Below are 19,764 nucleotides of genomic sequence, written 5' to 3'. Positions count from 1 at the left end.
TCAGCGAAACCGACCGGGCCTCGGCGTCGAACAACCGATGTGGACGCCCTCACCCCCGAAGCCCGACGATCCCCCGCCCTCGTGCTCAACGAGCGTGCGCTCGGCCTGCGCCGGAGCGGCGTCGCCACAGAGCTCGGCCGGATCGTCGTTCGAGCCGGCCGACGAACCGCGGATCCCGACAAGAACGCGACTGCCACGATCCTGCTCCACGGCGCGGCGGGTTCCTGGAGCACGTGGACGCCGTTGATCGTGGCATCCGATCGCTCCTCCAAACCACTCGCCGACCTCATCGTCCTCGATCTGCCCGGGTGGGGAGAGAGCGGGACGCTGAGCGGCGACGCGAGCGCGGCAGACGTATCGCGGGCCGTCGCAACGGTTGCCCGCACACTCGGCTACAGCTCGTGGCGCGTCATCGGCCACTCATTGGGAGGATTCATCGCACTCGACCTCGCGTCGCGCGAGCCGTCGACGACGACGGGCATCGTGCTCGTGTCGGGCACCGGCGTCGGCGTACTCGACGCGATCCGACGGCCGGTCCGAGGCGGCGCGAAGCTCCTCGCATTCGCCGGAATGCTCGCGACGATGCGCGTTGTGCGGCTGCTGGGCGCGGCCGGCAGGGCGCTCGTGCGGGGTCTCCACCGGATCGGCGTGCTCGCCACGCTCGCTGCCCCGCTCTTCGCGCAGCCCCGCCGTATCCACCGCTCGGTGATCGACGCTCTGGCGGTCGAGATCCGTCCAGCCGCCTTCACGCGGGCGGCACGCATCGCGGCTGCGCACGACACCGAGAGTTGGCGGCGGATCGAATGCCCCGTCTGGGGGATTCGCGGCGTCCAGGACGTCTTCGCCGGCGCGGGGGATGCCGCCGCCTTCGGCTCGCTGATCGGCAGGTTCGCGGAGTTGCGCGTACCGGATGCCGGCCATTTCGCCCACATCGAGCGGCCGGACGCGGTGCTGGCGGCGATTGCCCTGGTGAAGCGGCAGGAGGCCGCGCGTCGCGGAGTCCCCGCCACCGTCCGCGGTGGGGCGGAGACTGTTCCGGCCGCCCGCCCGCTCGTCGCCGCGTGACCGGCATTCCCCGCAGCGACCGGACGACAGGGGCACGTCGTCCAATCCACTCCGCGCCAGAGCGGGTGGACCGGGCGAGGAGGGGTGGTCTCTCGTGGGTGAGGCTACGGGCGGCGCGTGATCGTCGCGATGCGGGGAGCGTCGGCGTCGAGTTCGATGGAGACGCGCGACCGGTCGCCGCACATCGTGTCGGCTCCTCGGCCCCCGGTGGGGCGCTCGAGGTCGACCTCCCACCACGCGTCGCGGAGCCCATCCACCATCCCGCGTCCCCACTCCACGACCACCACCGAGTTGTCGAGGTCGATGTCGATGTCGTCGAGCTCGACCGCCGAACCGAGGCGGTACGCATCGACGTGCACGAGAGGTGCGCCGCCGACGAGAGACGGATGCGTCCGCGCGATCACGAACGTCGGGCTCTGCACCGGCCCGCGCACGCCGAGTCCGCCGGCGATGCCCCGTGTGAGTGTCGTCTTGCCGGCCCCGAGCGGACCGGTCAGCACGACGAGGTCGCCGGGGCGCAGCATCCCGCCCATCTGCGCGCCGAGCGCCTCCATGTCGTCCGGCGTTGCGATCTCATGCCGCCCGACGAGGCGGTCGAGTCCGCTCATGCCGAGACCTGCCGGCGCCGCACTCGTGGCCCGATGCGCGTGACGATCTCGTAGTTGATCGTGCCCGCGGCATCCGCCCACTCGTCCGCCGGCGGGGCACCGAGTGTGGGATCGCCGAAGAGCACCGCCTCGTCGCCGACCGCGACCGGATGGTCGCCCACGTCGACGACGAACTGGTCCATTGCAATGCGCCCAGCGACCCGGAACCGACTCCCGCCGATCATGACCGGACCGGCCCCCGACGCCTGCCGCGGGACTCCGTCGGCGTACCCCAGCGGGACGAGGGCGAGGGTGGTCTCGCGATCGGTGCGGTAGTCGTACCCGTACGAGACGCCGTGACCGGCGGGCACCCGGCGGACCGCGGCAACGGAGGCGCGCAGTGTCATGGCGGGCTGCAGTCCCAGCTCGGCCGACGTGCGGCCGGCGAACGGTGACAGCCCGTACATCCCGATGCCCACGCGCACGCAGCCGAGCCGGGCCTCGGGCAGCTCGATGGCGGCGTGAGTGGCGGCGATATGGCGAAGGGGCGGGGCGACGCCGAGGGATGCCGCGACCCCGACCGCATCGTGGAATGCGGCGAGCGCCGCTCGATCGTCGTCGGCCGAGGTGTTGGACAGGTGGCTGAACAGGGCGACGACGCGCAGCTTGCCGATCCGCTCGAGGCGTGCGGCTTCGGCGAACACGCGTCCGGTCTCTTCGGGGGCGATGCCGTTGCGCGCGAGCCCGGTCTCGATCTTGAGGTGCACACCGACGGGGCGATCAGCCGCTGCCGCAGCCGCTGCCTGGAGCAGCTGATCGAAGCTCGAGATGCCGAGCTCGATCCCCGCTGCGGCTGCCTCGGTGAACGAAACGCCAGGCGCGTGGAGCCACGCGAGGATCGGCGCCACGATGCCGGCGCGCCGCAGTTCGAGCGCCTCGCCGATGTCGGCGACGCCGAGTCGGCTCGCGCCACCCGCAAGTGCCGCGATTGCGGCCCGCGCGGCACCGTGGCCGTACCCGTCGGCCTTCACGACGGCGATCACCTCGGAGGCGGTCAGCCGGCGGAGGTGGCGCACATTGGCCGTGATCGCGCCGACGTCGATGATGGCCTCGCGCATCACGCCGGCGGGGAGACTGCTCATCCCGCCGCCTCGGTGGTCGCCGCCTCGATCCCAGGGCCCCGGGAACCGGCGGCCTGAGCCGCATCCTCGGCTTCAGCGACGACGTAGGCGATCGCGAGGCCCGCGTCGTGCGACATGGAGAGATGGATCGTCGTGATGCCGCGGTCGGCGACGAATACGGCGGTCGAGCCGGTGATGGTGAACCACGGCTGTCCCGACGCGTCAGGCGTGATCTCCACGTCTTTGAACTGCAGTCCGTCAGACCCGCCGAGCGCCTTGATGAGGGCCTCGCGCGCCGCGTAGCGCGCCGCGAGAGAGCGCAGCGGCAGTGCCTGTTCGGACGGGCCGAACATGCGGTCGAGCAGACGAGGAGTGCGCTCGACCGTGCGTTCGAATCGTGCGATGTCGACGATGTCGACGCCGATCCCCACGATCACCCGCCACCTCCTCGCATGCGGCTCACCGCCGGGCCTCCGGCATCCGCCAGACTATCGCGGCCCGTCAGATCGCTACTCGACCGTGACCGACTTCGCCAGGTTGCGAGGCTGGTCGACGTCCAGGCCCTTCGCCGTAGCGAGGCCCATCGCGAAGATGTGCAACGGCACGACGGCCAGCAGCGGCTCGAACAGCGGACCGGCGAGCGGGATGCGCAGCACTTCGTCGGCGAAGGGCAGGACGGCGGCGTCCCCCTCTTCTGCCACGGCGATGACGCGCGCGCCACGGGCGCGGATCTCCTGGATGTTCGAGACGACCTTGGAGTGCAGCAGCGCCGACTCACGAGGCGAGGGCACGATGACGAACACCGGCTGGCCGGGTTCGATGAGCGCGATGGGTCCATGCTTCAGCTCGCCGGCGGCGAACCCCTCGGCGTGGATGTAGGAGATCTCCTTGAGCTTGAGCGCGCCCTCGAGTGCGATCGGGTAGCCCACGTGACGGCCGAGGAACAGCACCGAGCGGGTGTCGGCCATCCATGCGGCGAACTGCTCGATGCGCGCCTGCTCGAGGTGGAGGATGCGCGTGATCTTGTCGGGGATGGCTTCGAGCTCGAGCACCTGCTGGGCAGCCTCGGTCGGGCTCAGCGATCCGCGGACCCGGCCGATGTGGAGCGCGAGCAGGTACAGCGCGGTGATCTGCGCCACGAATGCCTTGGTGGATGCGACCGCGACCTCGGGGCCGGCATGCGTGTACACGATCGCATCCGACTCGCGCGGGATGGTGGCGCCCTGGGTGTTGCAGATCGACAGGGTCTTCGCACCGCGTTCGCGGGCGTACTTCACGGCCATGAGCGTGTCCATGGTCTCGCCGGACTGGCTGATCGAGACGACGAGAGTGTCGGCCCCGATCACCGGATCGCGATAGCGGAACTCGTGCGCGAGCTCGACATCCACGGGGACGCGGGTCCATTGCTCGAGCGCGTACTTTCCGACCATGCCGGCGTAGGCGGCCGTGCCGCAGGCGATCACGATGATGCGCGTGATGCCGGCGAACAGCCCGTCGAGCCCGTCCAGCTCCGGGATCACGACCTGCCCGTCGCGCATCCGACCGCGCAGGGTGTTGGCCACCGCCTCGGGCTCTTCAGACACCTCTTTGGCCATGAACGACGGCCATCCGCCCTTGTCGGCGGCTGCAGCATCCCACAGCACTTCGAACGGCTCGACCTCGACGGGGTTGCCGGCGAAGTCGGTGACCGTGACGCCTTCCGGGGTGATCGCGACGATCTCGTCCTGCCCGATCGCGAGCGCGAAGCGGGTGTGCTCGACGAACGCGGCGACGTCGGATGCGAGGAAGTTCTCGCCCTCCCCGATGCCGATCACGAGCGGCGAGTTGCGGCGGGCGCCGACCACGAGGCCGGGGTGATCCTGGTGCAGCGCGAGAAGCGTGAAGGCTCCCTCGAGGCGCTGGACGACGGCGCGGAACGCCGCCGCGAGGTCGTTGCCGTGGGCACGGTATTCACGCCCGAGCAGCACCGCCGCGACCTCGGTGTCGGTCTCGCTGCGGAAGACGAAACCCTCCGAGACGAGTTCGGCCTTGATCTCCGAGAAGTTCTCGATGATGCCGTTGTGGATGACGGCGAGCTTGTCGTCGTCGGCGAGGTGCGGGTGGGCGTTGGCGTCCGTAGGGCCACCGTGCGTGGCCCACCGGGTGTGCCCGATGCCGGTGGTTCCGTCGGCCAGGGGAACGTCCTTCAGGTTGTCGCGCAGGATGCTGAGCTTGCCCGCGCGCTTGCGCATGCCGAGGTCACCATCCGCGTCGATCACGGCGATGCCGGCGGAGTCGTAACCGCGGTATTCGAGGCGCGAGAGACCGGCCAGCAGAATGGCCTGGCTCTGCCGCGGGCCCACGTATCCGACGATTCCACACATGCCCCCATGGTAGGCGGAGCGATATGCGAGGCGCCTGTACAAACGGAGTCGGCAGAGAGCCGACGAGCGGATGCGGCAGCGCCGGCCGCGCTGTCAGCTTTGGCACGTGTCCGGCATAGGCGACTTCGAGACCTTCTCTGTGCGCTGATGAACTTCGCGCTCACACGCCCCTATGGAGCTTTGCACTCACACTCCCCCCGAACCTCGCGCTCACGCCCCGGCGTCATGTGAGGCCGAATTCTTCTCCGGCCAGTGTGAGCGCGAAGTTCAATGAGGAACACAGAGAACAGTTGCGCCACCAGAATCGCCCGCGTCCACGTTCCGGCCGGGACGCCGATCCCACCCCTGACGCAGGCGCCGGACACTCGACGACTCAGAGCTTGCGCAGCAGAACCCGCTCGACGACGTGATCAGCCGACTTCTCCAGCACGAGGGTCGCGCGATGCTTGGTCGGCAGCACGTTCTCTTCCAGGTTCGGCAGATTGATGTCGTTCCAGAATCCGAGCGCCATCGTGATCGCCTCCTCGTCGGTGAGGTGGGCGAAGACGTTGAAGAACGAGTTCGGATTGCTGAACGCTCCGCGCCGGAGCGCCAGGAACCGGTCGACGAACCACTGGGTGATGTGGTCGCTGTCGGCATCGACGTAGATCGAGAAGTCGAACAGCTCGCTCACCGCGACGTCGTTCGGGCTCGGTGGCGGCTGCAGCACATTCAGGCCCTCGACGATCACGACATCCGGTCGTCGCAGCGTGACGTGCGCATCGGGCACGATGTCGTACCGCATGTGCGAGTAGAACGGTGCGCGCACCTCGGGCGCTCCGCTCTTGACCTCGGTGAGGAACGACAGCAGTGCGCGACGGTCGTACGACTCGGGGAAGCCCTTGCGGCTCATGAGCCCCCGGCGCTCGAGCTCGGCGTTCGGATAGAGGAAGCCGTCTGTCGTGACGAGCTCCACGCGAGGCGTGCCCGGCCAGCGGCTCATGAGCTCTCGCAGGAGACGCGCGATCGTGGATTTGCCCACCGCGACCGAGCCGGCGACGGCCACGACGAACGGCGTCGTCGTCGAGTCGGCATCCGAGAGGAACGCCGCGGTGTCGGCGCCGAGTCGCTTCGTAGTCTCGGCGTACAGCGAGAGCAGCCGCGAAAGAGGCAGATAGACCTCGGACACCTCGGCGATGTCGAGCCGATCGCCGAGCCCTCGGATCTGCACGACCTCGGTCTCGGAGAGCGGCTGGGCCATACCGGCCGCGAGCCGCGACCACTCGGCGCGGTCGATCTCGCGATAGAGCGAGAGTGCCGGCGAGACGGCGGGCGCAGGCTCGGCAGTCATCCCGAACATGCTAGCGCCCCCGCTCCATCGTCGGCCTGCCTCCGTACCGGGAGTCGACCGCTGTACTCTCGACCCGTGCGCCTCGGAGTCCTCGACATCGGCTCGAACACCGTCCATCTGCTCATCGCGGATGTGCGGCCGGGCGGCCGCCCCCTCGCGACGACCAGCCGGCGCACGGTGCTGCGCCTGATGCGCTACCTCGGGCCGGATGGGGCGATCTCGGAAGAGGGCGTCAGCGCGCTCGAGCTCGCGGTAGACGAGGCGCGCCGCACCGCAGCCGACGAGAACGTCGACGAGCTGCTCGCGACCGCCACCTCGGCGGTGCGCGAGGCTGCGAACGGGCCGGACGTGATCGCGCGCATCGAGGCGGCGCTCGGCCAGCCACTGCAGGTGCTCGGCGGCGAGACGGAGGCCCGCTACACCTTCCTCGCCGTCCGGCGCTGGTTCGGCTGGTCCGCCGGCCAGATCCTGCTGTTCGACATCGGCGGCGGATCCCTCGAGATCGCCGCCGGAGCCGACGAACTGCCGGAGGCCGCGGCATCCGTCCCACTGGGTGCCGGCCGTATGACGATCTCGCATCTGCCCGACGACCCGCCGGGCGAGGCGGCCGTGGACCTCTTGCGCGCCCACGCCAGGGCGACCCTCGCGCCGGTCGCCGGGTCATTCCGCGCGCTCGAGCGCCCCGACCACGTCGTCGGCTCATCGAAGGCCATCCGCTCCCTGGCGAAGCTCGTGGGCTACCCGGTGCCGGGCTGGTCGGGCATCGAGCGGATGCTGCTCCCCCGCGCCTCGCTCGGTTCGTGGATCCCGCGGCTTGCCCGCATCCCCGCATCCGCCCGCGCGGAACTGCCCGGAATCACCGCGGATCGCACGTTCCAGATCGTGGCCGCGGCCGTCGTGCTGCACGAGGCGATGAAGGCGATGGATGCCGACGAGCTCGAAGTTTCGCCCTGGGCGCTGCGCGAAGGGGTGCTCCTTCGTTACATCGAATCGCTCTCGTGGAGCGCGGCCGGCGCCTGACCTGTATGCTCGGAAGTAAGATCCGCTCGTTTTGATCGTTTCCGCGTGTTCGCGCCGGCGTCAACTCCCGGCCCCGCGTCCCTCCCGGCGGCACCAGCTGCTGCCCATCACACCGTTCGTCCCGAGTTCCGGGTCGAGCATCCCTCGAACGAAAGTAGATAGAAATGGCAACTGGAATCGTCAAGTGGTTCAACGCTGAAAAGGGCTATGGCTTCATCGCTCCCGATGACTCGTCGCCCGACGTGTTCGCGCACTTCAGCGCCATCGTCGAGACGGGTGGCTACCGCACCCTCGAAGAGAACCAGCGCGTCGAGTTCGATGTCGCCCGTGGCCCCAAGGGTCCGCAGGCCGAGAACATCCGCCCCGTCTGATTCACCACGAAGGCCGCTCCGCATCACGCGGGGCGGCCTTCGTCGTCGGCACACGGAGAAGGCCGCTCCGCATCACGCGGGGCGGCCTTCGTCTTTGCCGGGCGGGCGTCGAGGTCAGACGCGCCGGAACTGTCCGACCATGGGACAGTCGAACGGGTCGCGCGCAGCGAGGCCGACGCGGTTCAGATACTCGATGACGATGCCGTACGAGCGGATGAGCGTCGTCTCGGTATAGGGCACTCCGAGCGCGGCACAGTGCTCACGCACGATCTCGCGGGCCTTCGCGAGGTGCGGGCGCGGCATGCTCGGGAACAGGTGATGCTCGATCTGGTAGTTGAGGCCGCCCATGAGCCCCGTCGCCCACCAGCCGCCCGAGATGTTGCGCGAGGTACGGACCTGCTTGGTGAAGAAGTCGAGCTTCGCATCACGGTCGATGATCGGCATCCCTTTGTGGTTCGGGGCGAAGCTGGCGCCCATGTACACGCCGAACACGGCGAGCTGCACACCGAGGAACGCGAAGGCCATGCCGAGCGGCAGCAGCCAGAACAGAGCCCCGAGGTAGATCGTGAAGTGGACGGCGACGAGCGCGAGCTCGGTCCAGCGTGCCTTCACGTCGCCGCGCCCGACCAGATGCTTGATGCCCAGCGCGTGCAGGTTCAGGCCCTCGAGCGTGAGCAGCGGGAAGAACAGCCAGCCCTGCCGGCGGGTGATGAATGCGTGCAGACCCTTGGCCTTGGCGGCATCCTCCTCGATGAACGAGACCGTGTCGATCTCGATGTCGGGGTCCTTGCCGATGCGGTTCGGGTTGGCGTGGTGACGCGAGTGCTTGCTCACCCACCACGAGTGGCTGATGCCGACGACGCCGGCCGCGAGGATTCGACCGAGGCGGTCGTTCGCTGTGCCTGAGGTGAGGATCGTGCGGTGCGACGCTTCGTGCGTGATGAAGGCGACCTGGGTCAGGATGATGCCGAGCGCACCCGCGATGAGGAGCTGGAACCAGCTGTCTCCCAGCAGGATGAACCCGGTGATGGCTCCGCCGAGGGCGAGAGCGAGCACGGTTCCGAGGATGGAGTAGAACCATGGCGTGCGCGCGAGGAGTCCCGTCTCCTTCACGACCTGCGACACCTCGGTGTACGCCTTCGTGATCGGTGGAAAGTCGCCGGTGCGGGCGTAGGTGGTGCGGATCGGACCTGTGGTTGCGACGGCGATTGTGGAAGAGATGAGCACCCACTCGATCGGCAGCCCCGGAGGGGCCGTGCGGAGCCAAAGGCATGTGCCGATCGCTAGGCCCAGAGTACGCCCACCCGTATACGAGACGGGGCATGCTGAACGGCAGGCACTTCCGTGGGATGATTCCCTCATGGCCGAACGGCCCCCGAGTATCCGCACTCCCGACCAGCGCATCCGAGTCTTCGTCAGCTCCACGCTCAAGGAGCTCGAGCCGGAGCGGGCGGCCGTGCGCGCCGCGATCGAGCAGCTGCGGCTGGCGCCGGTCATGTTCGAGCTCGGTGCGCGGCCGCATCCGCCGCGCGACCTCTATCGGTCATATCTCGCGCAGAGCGATGTCTTCGTCGGCATCTACGGCGAGAGCTACGGCTGGGTCGCGCCCGACGAGGAGCTGTCCGGCCTGGAGGACGAATACCGCCTGTCGGCGGATCTTCCCAGCCTGATCTACATCAAGGAGCCCGCGCCCGATCGCAACGAGAGACTGACCGGGCTGCTCGACCGCATCCGCACCGACGACCGGAGCTCGTGGAAGACGTTCTCGACGCCCGACGAGCTCGCCCGGCTCGTCAGCGGCGACCTCGCGACGCTCCTCGCCGAGCGCTTCGATGCGGCGCGAACCGAGGACTCGCTCGCGTCGACCACACCGGCACCTGAGATCCCGGCGCCGTACACCCCCATCGTCGGCCGCGAGCGCGAGCGCGCCGAAGTGGCAGAGCTGTTGAAGCAGGACGGCGTGCGGCTCGTGACGCTGGTCGGGCCCGGTGGAATCGGCAAGTCCCGACTTGCCATCGAGATCGCGCTGGATGTCGCGGCATCCGGTCGTGACGTCGCTTTCGCGCTCCTCGAAGCCGTCTCAGTGCCCAGCGGCGCACTCGTCGCGATCGCACGCGCCCTCGGCGTGCGCAATGCCGAGGGCACTGGCACCCTCATGGAGAAGGTGATCGCCGCCCTCGCCGGACGTGATGTGCTGCTCGTCGTCGACAACATGGAGCATCTGCTGGACGCCAGCGGAGTGCTCGTCGAGCTCATCACCGAGAGTCCACGGCTGACCATGCTGGTCACGAGCCGCACGGCCCTGCGCGTCCGCGCCGAGCACATCTACGAGGTCGGGCCGCTCGACCTGCCGTCCGAGTCCGCCGCCGGAACAGAAGCGTCCGGTGCGTCGGCCGTCGCGCTGTTCGTGGCACGCGCGGCGTCCGTGCGACCAGGATTCGAGCTCACGCCCGAGAACTCGGCCACCGTCATTGCGATCTGCCGGGCAGTCGACGGAGTGCCGCTCGCGATCGAGCTCGCCGCCGCGCGGGTGCGCTCGCTGTCGGTGAGCCAGATCCTCGAGCGACTCGACTCGGCGCTCACCCTGCTCGTCGGCGGGGCGAGGGACCTGCCCGAACGCCAGCGCGCGCTGCGCAGCACCATTCGCTGGAGCGTCGACCTGCTGGATGCCGACACCCGGGCCGCGCTCGCGCGCCTCTCGGTGTTCACGGGAAGCTTCACCCTCGGATCGGCCGAATCGGTGCTCGTGGCCACCGGCATCTCCGATCCATTGGGAGCCCTCGAATCGCTCGTGGATGCGAGCCTGATGGGCACGACGGACCGGCACGGCGTGACGATGTTCCGGCTGCTCTCGCTGGTGCGTGCGTATGCAGCCGAACTCCTCGCACCGGAGGAGGCGGCCGCGGCGACGGACGCGTGGCTGAGCAACTACCGCGCCCTGGCGAAGCAGGCGCAGCCCGGGCTTCGGGGCCCCGACCAGCTGAACTGGCTCGAGACGCTCGAGCGCGAGACAGAGAACCTCGCGGCCGTGGTCCGCCTGCTGTTCGAGCGCCGCGACCTCGAGACGGCCGCTGTCTACCTGTGGTCGCTCTACCTCTACTTCTGGATCGGCGGGTACCTGGGCGTCGTTCGCACCTGGGGCGAAGAACTGCTCGACCTGTTGGCGCGCGAGAAGGGTGCGGTCGGCCCGCAGGCGCGTGCGATCGGCGAGTACTACGCGAACGCCCCGCGCTTCTGGCAGGAGCCTGGGTTCGATGTCCTTCCGGGAATCACGCTGAGCCGCGACCTGTTCCGCGAGGCGGGTGATCGGTTCGGCGCCTCGCTCGCGGGCATCTCACTGGGCCTCGCCCTGCTGTCCCGCCCGACGCCGGACGTCGCGGGCGCGGTCAGCGAGCTCGAGACGAGTCTCGCGGGCTTCACCGAGACCGGCGACGCGTGGGGCCAGGCGATGGCGCTCAACGTGCTGGGACGCATCGACATGGCAGGTGGTGACATGGCCGCAGCGCGCGGTCGCTTCGAGACCAGTCTTCGTCTTGCGACATCCCAGGGCGAGCGTCTCGGCATCGTCATCGCGATGAACTCGCGCGGATGGACGCGGCTGCTCACCGGCGACGTCGCCGGCGGGCAGGATGACTTCGCCCAGTCACTGGACCTGTCGCTCGCATTGCACCACGACGAAGGCATCGCATACGGACTCGAGGCGTTCGTCGGACTGCGCGCGCTGCAGGGCGACGCCGTCGCCGCGGGACGACTGCTGGGCTCGGCGCAGACCCTGCGACGACGCAAGGGACTCGTCAACCTCGGGTCGTTCGAGTTCTACATGATCCCGCTCGGGTCGCTGCGGACCGGCGGACGGGGCGATGAACTCGACCGCGCGATCGAGGAAGGACACGACCTGACAGTCTCGGATGTGCTCGAGTATGTCCGCAGCTGAACCCCGGGCCGCGGCCGATGACCGAGTCCTGCCGGCGACTCGATGGGTCGCGGCCGCCGTCATCCCGTTCCTCGTCATCGCGGCTTTCCTCCTCTACATCTTCCCGGCCCGCACCGGCGAGCTCTTCGCCTGGCCGATCGACCCGCCGCTGTCGGCGTTCGTATTGGCATCGGCGTACGTCGGGGGCATCCGGTTCTTCATCGGCATCGTCTTCGCACGCGCGTGGCATCACGTCCGCCGGGGCTTCCCCGCTGTCGTCGTCTTCGCTGGGGCACTGCTCATCGCGACGCTCCTGCATCTCGACCGCTTCTCGACCAATCTGCCGTTCGCCGCGTGGATGGTGCTGTACGCCACCACTCCGTTCATCATCGCGGTGCTCGCCGTGGTGCAGCGGCCGCGTGACCCCGGCACTCCCGATCGTCCGGATGTCGTCATCCCCCGCTTCGCCCGCGTGGGACTCGCCGCGGTCGGGGCGTGCGCGTTCATCGCGGGCGCGATGGTCTATCTCGCGCCCTCGACTGCCGCATCGGTGTGGGCGTGGGAGCTCACTCCACTCACCGCCCAGGTCACCGGTGCGGTGCTGAGCCTGACGGGCGTCGTCAACGCAGGACTCCTGTGGGATGACCGCTGGAGCGCGTTCCGCATCCTGTTTCAGGCCCAGCTCGTGAGTCTCGCGGCGATCGCGCTGTCGCTCGTCGTCGCGCGCGAGGATCTGCTGTGGGATCGGCCGATGACGCCCGCCTTCGTCGGTCTCGTCGGAGTCGCGCTCGTCACGTACGCGGCGTTCACCCTGATGTGCGAGCTGCGGCTGCGTCGGTTCGCGTCCTGGGTGCCGGCGGGGTGAGCGACCCCGCGATCGTTCGGTGCTACAGCGCGAGGCGCTCCCGCACGACGCCGGCGAGCGTCTCGGCGTGGGCCTGAGCGACCTCGGCGGACTCCGCCTCGACCATGACGCGCACGAGCTGCTCGGTGCCCGAAGGCCGCAGGAGCACACGACCGGAGTCGCCGAGTTCGGCCGCCACGGCGGCGACCGCCGCAGCGACGCCGGGGTCGGTGCCGGCGCGTGACCGATCGACGTCCTTCACGTTGACGAGCACCTGCGGGTACACCGTCATGATGGACGCGAGCTCGGCCAGGGTCTTGCCCTGGCCCGCCATCTCTGCCAGGAGGTGCAGGCCGGTGAGCAGCCCGTCGCCCGTGGTGGCGTAGTCGCTCATGATGACGTGGCCGGACTGCTCGCCGCCGAGAGAGAAGCCGCCCTCGTTCATCCGCTCGAGGACGTAGCGGTCGCCCACTGCGGTCTGCTCGACCCGGATGCCGTGATCGGCCATCGCACGATGCAGGCCGAGATTGCTCATCACGGTGGCGACGAGGGTGTCGCCGACGAGGCGACCGCGGGACTTCATGGCAACCGCGATGATCGCCATGATCTGGTCGCCGTCGACGATGTTGCCCTCGGCATCGACCGCGAGGCACCGATCGGCGTCGCCGTCATGCGCGATCCCGACGTCTGCCCCGGCTCGCACGACCTGCTCGGCGAGGGATGCGAGATGCGTCGAGCCGACGCCGTCGTTGATGTTGAGCCCGTCCGGGTCTGCGCCGATCACCGTGACCCGGGCACCCGCGTCGCGGAACGTTTCGGGCGAGACGCCAGCGGCCGCACCGTGCGCGCAGTCGAGCACGACATGGATCCCGTCGAGGCGGTTCGGCAGCGACGCCAGCAGATGCACGACGTAGCGGTCCTCGGCGTCGGCGAACCGGCGGATGCGACCGACGCCGGCGCCCGTGGGCTGCAGCTTGGCGCCCGCCATCGCGTGCTCGATGCGTTCTTCGACGACATCCGGCAGCTTGACCCCGCCGCGCGCGAAGATCTTGATGCCGTTGTCGGGAGCCGGGTTGTGGGATGCAGACACCATGACGCCGAAGTCGGCGTCCATGTCGGCGATCAGGAATGCCGCGGCAGGGGTCGGCAGGACGCCGGCATCCAACACGTCGACACCCGACGACGCGAGACCCGCCTCGACGGCGGCCGAGAGGAACTCACCCGACACGCGGGGATCGCGAGCGACGACCGCGGTGATGCGCTTGCCTGCTGCGCGCCTCGCGTCCGCCGTACGGCCCTGGCCCAGGACGACGGCGGTCGCCTGGGCCAGGGAGAGAGCGAGATCGGCGGTGAGGGAGCCGTTGGCCAGCCCCCGCACACCGTCCGTGCCGAAGAGCGGCATCGGAGCGGACTCGCCTTAGCGCTTCGAGTACTGAGGAGCCTTGCGGGCCTTCTTGAGACCAGCCTTCTTGCGCTCCTTGACGCGTGCGTCACGCGAAAGGAAGCCGGCCTTCTTCAGGGTGGCGCGGTTGTTCTCCTCGTCGATTCCGTTCAGCGAACGGGCGATGCCGAGTCGAAGCGCACCGGCCTGGCCCGAGGGGCCACCGCCGGAGATCCGCGCGATGACGTCATACGCGTCGGTGAGGTTGAGCACCGTGAAGGGGTCGGTCACGAGCTGCTGATGCAGCTTGTTCGGGAAGTAGTCCTCGAACGTGCGGCCGTTGATGGTGATGGTGCCGGAACCCGGGACCAGGCGCACGCGGGCGATGGCCTGCTTGCGACGGCCGACCGCTGCGCCGGGCACGCTGAGCACGGGGCGCTCAACGGCGACGGCCGTCTGGTCGACGGGGGTTTCGGTCGAGAAGTTCGTTTCGGTGGATTCTTCGATGTTCGCCACGAGTGTGTCCTTAAATCTGGAAGCGGCGCTTACTGGGCGACCTGGTCGAGGGTGAAGGCCTTGGGCTGCTGCGCACCGTGGGGGTGCTCGGCGCCGCGGTAGACCTTGAGCTTGGTGAGCTGCTGCGCACCCAGGCTGTTCTTGGGGAGCATGCCGCGGACGGCCTTCTCGACTGCCCGCTCGGGGTTCTTCGCGAGGAGCTCCTCGTACGTGACCGAGGACAGACCGCCCGGGTAGCCCGAGTGGCGGTAGGCCTTCTTCTTCTGGAGCTTCTGACCGGTGAGTGCGACCTTGCCGGCGTTGATGATGATGACGAAGTCGCCCATGTCCATGTGGGGGGAGAACGTCGCCTTGTGCTTACCGCGGAGCAGGGCCGCGGCGTGGCTTGCGAGCCGACCGAGAACGACGTCGGTGGCGTCGATGACCAGCCACTCACGCTGAGCTTCGCCAGCCTTGGGGGTGTACGTGCGCGTCACAATAGTGCTGCTTTCTTGAATCGAACGGAGATGTTCGTGAATCCCACTCCGGGGTGTTTCCGTCAGGAAGGATCCGGTATCCGGTCCCTGAGCCTGTCGAAGGGCGCCAGTGGAGGGCTCACGTTCGCGGTGCCGGCCAGCAGAGCCGTGGGCACCAAGGATCGATCTTACGGCATCCGGATGCCGCAGCCAAACCGCGTCGGGCCGTTGCCGGCGCGGTTACAGTGGTCGGGCACACGCCGAGGTTCGGAGGCTCCATCTTGTTCGAGATCCTCACGGTGTGCACAGGCAACATCTGCCGCTCTCCGCTGGCCGAGCAGCTCATCCGGATGCGCCTCGCACCGCTGCCGGTGCGGGTGCGCAGTGCAGGCACCTATTGGCTGGAGAACGAGCCGATGACGCCCGAGGCCGTCCGACTGGCCGCCGGCTTCGGCGTGCCTGCGGAGGACTCCGCCGCGCATCGATCCCACCATCTCACCGAGCAGGACCTGGTATCGCCCGACCTCGTCCTCACCATGACGCGCGGGCACCAGCGCGACGTCGCCGCCCTCGCGCCGTCCATCGCACGATCGACCTTCCCGGTTCGCGAGTTCGCCCGGCTCTCGGCCACGTTGACCGACGACGAGCTGCAGGATGCCGCACGGAGCGCGGGCGCGGATGCCGCGGTTCGCGGCCGCGGCGTCGTGGCAGCGATCGCATCGCGAAGGGAAGAAGTTCCGCCGGCGGCCGATCTCGACGACGACGTCGCAGACCCCTTCGGCCAAGGATGGGCGGCATATCAGCATTCGGCCGCACAGCTCGAGCCGGCGGTCGATGAGGTCGTCCGCGCGCTGCACTTCGCGCTCAGCTGACCAGGGACGACCTCGATCCCGGGTCCCTCACCTCACCATGCTCACGCGAGGAGCGCTCGCATCCGCCGATGGCGAGTGCGCTAAGGTGACCGGTACGGAGGATCAGCGCCCACTCGGGATTCCCGGACCGCCAGATCGCCGGATTGCTCGATGGAGAGTGCACATGATCGTCGCCAGCCTCATCTTGACAACATGGACCTTTATCGCACTCCTCCTCGCACCTGTCGTCGGCAGAGCCATTGTGCTGGCCGACGAGCGCAGGAGTTCGCCCGCCCACAGGTAGTGGTCCTCGGTCCTCGGCGATCCGACATCCTCAGCGCACCGAGCACCGTCACTTGCGTGGGTGCACCGTGAGCCGCTCCGAGCCGCGCCTCACCCGAGCGCGACGCGTCAGCATCGTCGTCGGTGCGAGCCTCCTGGCGCTCTACCTGGTGGTGACCGTGTACGTCGTGCTGTCGCCGGAGCGGATCGACGGCGATTCCAGAGGCGTCTACCGGGTGCTCATCGACATGTACGCGGCGGGGTGGCCGCGATGGATCACCTACGACGTCGTCCAATCCACGGCGAACGCACTGCTCGCGCTGCCGCTCGGATTCTTCCTGGCGATGCTCTTCCGCCGTGAGCGGTGGTGGGTGGCGGCGCTGATCTGCAGCCTCGCCTTCCTCGGTGTGGAAGTGACCCAGCTGTTCATCCCGGCACGCGTGCCCAGCGTCGTGGACTGGGTGGCCAATTCGTTCGGCGGACTCCTCGGCGCACTGATCTGGTACGCCGTGGCGCCACGGGATCGCGAGGCGCTGCGCTACCGCTGAGCCTGCGCGTCGACGAGGTGGAGGAAGACCACCCGGTTGTCGGGAGCGGCTGCGCTGGGATCCCACCCGTCGGGTCGGCGGCAGGTGACCAGCGCGAGTCGACCCGGAACGACCGCGATGACGCGCGGGTCCGAGGTGAAGTCGGCCTTGGCCATCGTGATGACCTCGTCGACGGCGTAGGTGAGTATGCCGTTCGCCGTGGTCACGGTCGCCCTGTCACCGACGACCACGTCCGCGAGTCCGTTGAACACCGCCGGTTGCACCCAGGAGTGGCCGAACAGGTAGACGGTGTTGGTCGCTGCGGTTCCCGGGAGCGCGTCGGCGATCCCGGAATACCAGGAGATCGTATCCAGCGTGCTCGGGTTGATGCCGCCCTCGGCCTGCGCGTCAGCAGCGGTGTACTCGTCGACCGGTCCGTCGATCCCGGCTGCGGGGAACGAGAGATGGGTCGGCCGGGCCACCGGGACGTCGTCCCCGGCCGCCACCGTAGTGGCGGTCGGGGACGACGTCGGGACCGTCGCAGCTGCGGACGACCCGATGGTGACGTCTGCTCCGGCCGTGGCGCACCCCGCCAGGAGCAGAGTGGTCGCTGTGAGCACAGCGACCACTCGCGCGTGCCGAGCACGCGCTGCCCGCGTCATCGACGCCTGAGGGCGACTGTGGCGCCGCCTCCGATGAGAAGGAGAAGCGCACCCAGCATTACGACGAGCGAGCTGGTGTCGCTGCCGGTTGAGGCGAGGAGTGCGCCATCGGTCTTGCTCGCCGGGAGCGCGTTCGTCGTCGGCGTCACCGCGGTGGGTGTCACCGGCGTGATCACTGCTGCAGGCGCCGGGTCCTCCGGCACGACGGGCTCGACGGGTGTGACGGGCGTGACCGGTGTGACGGGCGTCACGGTATCGCAGCCGATGACCGTCACTCGCGAGTCGGGATAGCTCACCGCTCCCGACGTCCATTCGGGAGCACCGCCTGACACCCGGCTTCCGAACGCCGCCGCGGAAACGCCACTCAGGTCGGCGCACGTGTAGCCGTCGAGCGTCTTGGTGTACGTCCAGTTCTCACCGACGTCGTATGCCTCGACACCGAAGTCGTACACCGTTCCGTCGGGAGCGGTGATGACCGCATAGCCGAAGGCCGGCACGGTCGACACATTGGTGGTGAAGACGCTGACATCGACCTGCCCGACGGTCGTGAAGTCGAGCGTCACGGTCGCCGAACCGACGATGTCGCCGTCTGCGGCGGCCGCTGGCGATGCCACCGCGATTGCCGATGCGAATGCGACTGCGGCGATGCCCACGGTGAACAGACTGGATTTTCGAGCGCGATTGATTGACATGAGATTCCCCCCCACGGGATTGGATATCCGGATGCTGGCAGGGGACGCCGTCTCGCCGACCAAGGTGACGGTGCGGCAAGCACCGTCGCCCTGTTGTCCAACTATGCACGACGGTATCGCCGGCGCAGACCACGCTGCGTGACAGTCTGGCGACTTTCCTGTTACGGGCGAGCACACACCGATGGAGAGTCCGCCGGTCTTCGATCCGCAGCGCGGCCGGATCGCCGGCCGCGGCCCGACCCCGCGCGATCTCAGTGGAGACAAGGCGTCGACGGTGTCGGGAAAGCGGTATTCGTCCGCTGCCGACGCACCGCGACACGACGTTCGAGAGCATCGGCTGCGGTTTCACATCCGGGACTCTGAGTCGATCAGTCGGGTGATCGGCTTCGGCGAGCTTCGAAAACGACGCTTACGATAGCCATGCCTGTTCGTTTTCCTGACCCGGCTTCCCAGGGCTGCGTATCGATGTCCCCAGCATCGAAGTCAGGACTGACGGGAAGTGGCCCCCTTCAAGGCTGGCGCTGATCCAATGGCCCTCTTGAAGGGGGCCGCGCTTTTCCCTCACGCACGTCTGCGCCCCCAGTTGCTGGACCGTTCCGCCAACGAGTTTCCCAGCCTCGTGGCTTCCGGACACAGAACTAGATCGTACCGGTGAATCGCGATTTGTCCACCATTCGGGGGACAAATCGGAAAGATCGGTTCGGCGAGCGGATTGGATTCCTGTGCCGAGGCGCCCCGGAATCCGCGGAAAGTCGCGGATTCACAGGGAATCGTGTGGCAGGAGAACACGCCGTTAACATGCCGGACACTCTCCCGAGAAGCGAGCCTCCTACGATCGAGGCGTGCACCATCCGAAGACCCACCGTCGTCGTCGCTTCGCGGAGGGCCTGGTCCGATCCGCGTGCGCATTGCTCGCTGTGACCGCCCTCGTCGCCACAGCGGGCTGTTCCGAGCGCCGTGATCCCACCGTCGTCCCGACCCTGGCCGCAGCTGCAGGGTCCGGCATCACGACCGAGATGAACCTCGTCTACAGCGAGATCGACGGCCAGTCGCTCGCGATGGACGCCTGCCTTCCGAAGAGCGACGGCACGCCCACAGCGGCGGTCATCCTGCTCCACGGCGGCGGGTTCACTCAAGGATCGCGGTCGGACGAGAGCATGCAGAGTATGTGCACGTGGTTCGCCGAGAAGGGCTATGCCGCCTTCCCCGTGAGCTACCGGCTCGCACCGGACTACATCTTTCCGAGTCAGACTCAGGATGTCGCGACCGCCGTCCAGTGGCTCCGCGATCCGGCTCAGGCGACCCGTTTCAACATCGACCCCGCACGCATCGGGGCGGTCGGCTCATCAGCCGGAGCCATCCTCACCCTCGAGGTCGCGACAGCGGGCGAGGGTGCCACCGACGTCGGTTCGCGGATCAAGGCAGCCGTGTCGATGTCGGGCGTGGCGGACATGACGCCCGCGGCGGCCAAGCTGGGCACACCCGCACCCGAAGCGGCGTCGATCATCCTCAACTACCTCAACTGCGCCTCGATAGCGACGTGCGACGGAACCGACGCATCGCCCATCACTCACATCGACGCGACCGACCCGCCGACCTTGCTGGTGGGGTCGGAGAAGGACCTCGTTCCGATCGAGCAGGCCGAGAGCATGGCCGATGCGCTCACCGCTGCCGGAGTCGTCAACGACCTTGTCGTCGTCGAAGGCGCCGGCCACGGAGCGCAGCTGATGAACCAGGACGTGCGCGATGCGATCGTCGCGTTCCTGGCGACGAACCTCTGACCC

19 protein-coding genes are annotated in these 19,764 nt (G+C 68.6%); 8 read left to right on the top strand and 11 right to left on the bottom strand.

The annotated features are described in order from the left end of the window. The first annotated feature begins 39 nt into the window (after window positions 1-39). A complete protein-coding gene (locus ABD188_RS07915; protein ID WP_344060200.1) occupies window positions 40-1,065 on the top strand; it encodes an alpha/beta fold hydrolase in 1,026 nt (341 codons plus the stop codon). Between the two features lie 104 nt (window positions 1,066-1,169). Here ABD188_RS07915 and tsaE read toward each other — a convergent pair whose 3' ends face one another. The 5 genes from tsaE to coaA all read right to left on the bottom strand — a co-directional run bounded on the left by tsaE (window position 1,170) and on the right by coaA (window position 6,466). Then, entirely contained in the window at window positions 1,170-1,673 is a 504-nt protein-coding gene (gene tsaE / locus ABD188_RS07910) for a tRNA (adenosine(37)-N6)-threonylcarbamoyltransferase complex ATPase subunit type 1 TsaE (protein ID WP_344060198.1), read from the bottom strand. After that, on the bottom strand, window positions 1,670-2,794 hold the full coding sequence (gene alr / locus ABD188_RS07905) for an alanine racemase (RefSeq protein WP_344060196.1): 1,125 nt from the start codon (window positions 2,792-2,794) through the stop codon (window positions 1,670-1,672). Before alr ends, tsaE begins: the two co-directional genes overlap by 4 nt. Further along, window positions 2,791-3,210 (bottom strand): holo-ACP synthase, encoded by a 420-nt coding sequence (locus ABD188_RS07900; RefSeq protein WP_344060195.1) that lies wholly within the window; start codon window positions 3,208-3,210, stop codon window positions 2,791-2,793. Before ABD188_RS07900 ends, alr begins: the two co-directional genes overlap by 4 nt. A 72-nt stretch (window positions 3,211-3,282) precedes the next feature. Next, the gene (gene glmS / locus ABD188_RS07895) at window positions 3,283-5,136 is read right to left on the bottom strand and encodes a glutamine--fructose-6-phosphate transaminase (isomerizing) (protein WP_344060193.1); all 1,854 of its coding nucleotides are present in this window, start codon (window positions 5,134-5,136) and stop codon (window positions 3,283-3,285) included. Window positions 5,137-5,509: 373 nt separating this feature from the next. Beyond that, window positions 5,510-6,466 (bottom strand): type I pantothenate kinase, encoded by a 957-nt coding sequence (gene coaA, locus ABD188_RS07890; RefSeq protein ID WP_425561336.1) that lies wholly within the window; start codon window positions 6,464-6,466, stop codon window positions 5,510-5,512. Between the two features lie 75 nt (window positions 6,467-6,541). Here coaA and ABD188_RS07885 point away from each other — a divergent pair, with 75 nt between their 5' ends. Then, window positions 6,542-7,486 (top strand): Ppx/GppA phosphatase family protein, encoded by a 945-nt coding sequence (locus tag ABD188_RS07885; protein ID WP_344060190.1) that lies wholly within the window; start codon window positions 6,542-6,544, stop codon window positions 7,484-7,486. Between the two features lie 164 nt (window positions 7,487-7,650). Continuing rightward, window positions 7,651-7,857, top strand: a complete 207-nt coding sequence (locus ABD188_RS07880; RefSeq protein WP_344060188.1) for a cold-shock protein — start codon at window positions 7,651-7,653, stop codon at window positions 7,855-7,857. A gap of 114 nt (window positions 7,858-7,971) precedes the next feature. Here ABD188_RS07880 and ABD188_RS07875 read toward each other — a convergent pair whose 3' ends face one another. Further along, window positions 7,972-9,084 (bottom strand): fatty acid desaturase family protein, encoded by a 1,113-nt coding sequence (locus ABD188_RS07875; protein ID WP_344060187.1) that lies wholly within the window; start codon window positions 9,082-9,084, stop codon window positions 7,972-7,974. 133 nt (window positions 9,085-9,217) lie between these two features. Between ABD188_RS07875 and ABD188_RS07870 the strand changes: the two genes are divergently transcribed. Further along, window positions 9,218-11,791 carry an ATP-binding protein gene (locus ABD188_RS07870; protein ID WP_344060186.1) on the top strand — a complete coding sequence of 858 codons (2,574 nt, stop codon included), beginning with the start codon at window positions 9,218-9,220 and terminating at the stop codon, window positions 11,789-11,791. Beyond that, complete coding sequence (locus ABD188_RS07865) at window positions 11,778-12,635, top strand: hypothetical protein (protein ID WP_344060184.1); 858 nt, start codon at window positions 11,778-11,780, stop codon at window positions 12,633-12,635. The genes ABD188_RS07870 and ABD188_RS07865 overlap by 14 nt, the downstream gene beginning before the upstream one ends. Before the next feature lie 22 nt (window positions 12,636-12,657). On the opposite strand, the gene glmM is transcribed toward ABD188_RS07865, so the two are convergent. From glmM to rplM, 3 genes are read right to left on the bottom strand one after another with little or no spacing between them, the layout of a single operon-like run. Further along, a complete protein-coding gene (gene glmM / locus ABD188_RS07860) occupies window positions 12,658-14,016 on the bottom strand; it encodes a phosphoglucosamine mutase (RefSeq protein WP_344060182.1) in 1,359 nt (452 codons plus the stop codon). A 15-nt stretch (window positions 14,017-14,031) separates the two neighbouring features. Beyond that, the gene (rpsI, locus tag ABD188_RS07855) at window positions 14,032-14,511 is read right to left on the bottom strand and encodes a 30S ribosomal protein S9 (protein WP_344060180.1); all 480 of its coding nucleotides are present in this window, start codon (window positions 14,509-14,511) and stop codon (window positions 14,032-14,034) included. A 29-nt stretch (window positions 14,512-14,540) separates the two neighbouring features. Continuing rightward, entirely contained in the window at window positions 14,541-14,987 is a 447-nt protein-coding gene (gene rplM, locus ABD188_RS07850) for a 50S ribosomal protein L13 (protein ID WP_344060178.1), read from the bottom strand. A 260-nt stretch (window positions 14,988-15,247) separates the two neighbouring features. Here rplM and ABD188_RS07845 point away from each other — a divergent pair, with 260 nt between their 5' ends. Beyond that, complete coding sequence (locus tag ABD188_RS07845) at window positions 15,248-15,838, top strand: arsenate reductase/protein-tyrosine-phosphatase family protein (protein WP_344060176.1); 591 nt, start codon at window positions 15,248-15,250, stop codon at window positions 15,836-15,838. A gap of 350 nt (window positions 15,839-16,188) precedes the next feature. Further along, complete coding sequence (locus ABD188_RS07840) at window positions 16,189-16,647, top strand: VanZ family protein (RefSeq protein WP_344060174.1); 459 nt, start codon at window positions 16,189-16,191, stop codon at window positions 16,645-16,647. On the opposite strand, the gene ABD188_RS07835 is transcribed toward ABD188_RS07840, so the two are convergent. Together ABD188_RS07835 and ABD188_RS07830 are read right to left on the bottom strand one after the other, a co-directional pair. Beyond that, window positions 16,638-17,246 carry a class F sortase gene (locus ABD188_RS07835; protein ID WP_344060172.1) on the bottom strand — a complete coding sequence of 203 codons (609 nt, stop codon included), beginning with the start codon at window positions 17,244-17,246 and terminating at the stop codon, window positions 16,638-16,640. The two genes, ABD188_RS07840 and ABD188_RS07835, sit on opposite strands and share 10 nt — an antisense overlap. Before the next feature lie 38 nt (window positions 17,247-17,284). Further along, window positions 17,285-17,980, bottom strand: a complete 696-nt coding sequence (locus ABD188_RS07830; protein WP_344060170.1) for an LPXTG cell wall anchor domain-containing protein — start codon at window positions 17,978-17,980, stop codon at window positions 17,285-17,287. A gap of 842 nt (window positions 17,981-18,822) precedes the next feature. On the opposite strand from ABD188_RS07830, the gene ABD188_RS07825 reads away from it, so the two are divergent. Next, complete coding sequence (locus tag ABD188_RS07825) at window positions 18,823-19,761, top strand: alpha/beta hydrolase (RefSeq protein ID WP_344060168.1); 939 nt, start codon at window positions 18,823-18,825, stop codon at window positions 19,759-19,761. Window positions 19,762-19,764 lie beyond the last annotated feature (3 nt).

The sequence above is a fragment of the Microbacterium pumilum genome, assembly GCF_039530225.1.
In the GTDB taxonomy this organism is placed as follows: domain Bacteria; phylum Actinomycetota; class Actinomycetes; order Actinomycetales; family Microbacteriaceae; genus Microbacterium; species Microbacterium pumilum.
The sequence above is the reverse complement of the archived record's forward strand: the minus strand, read 5'-3'. Positions and strand labels throughout refer to the sequence as shown.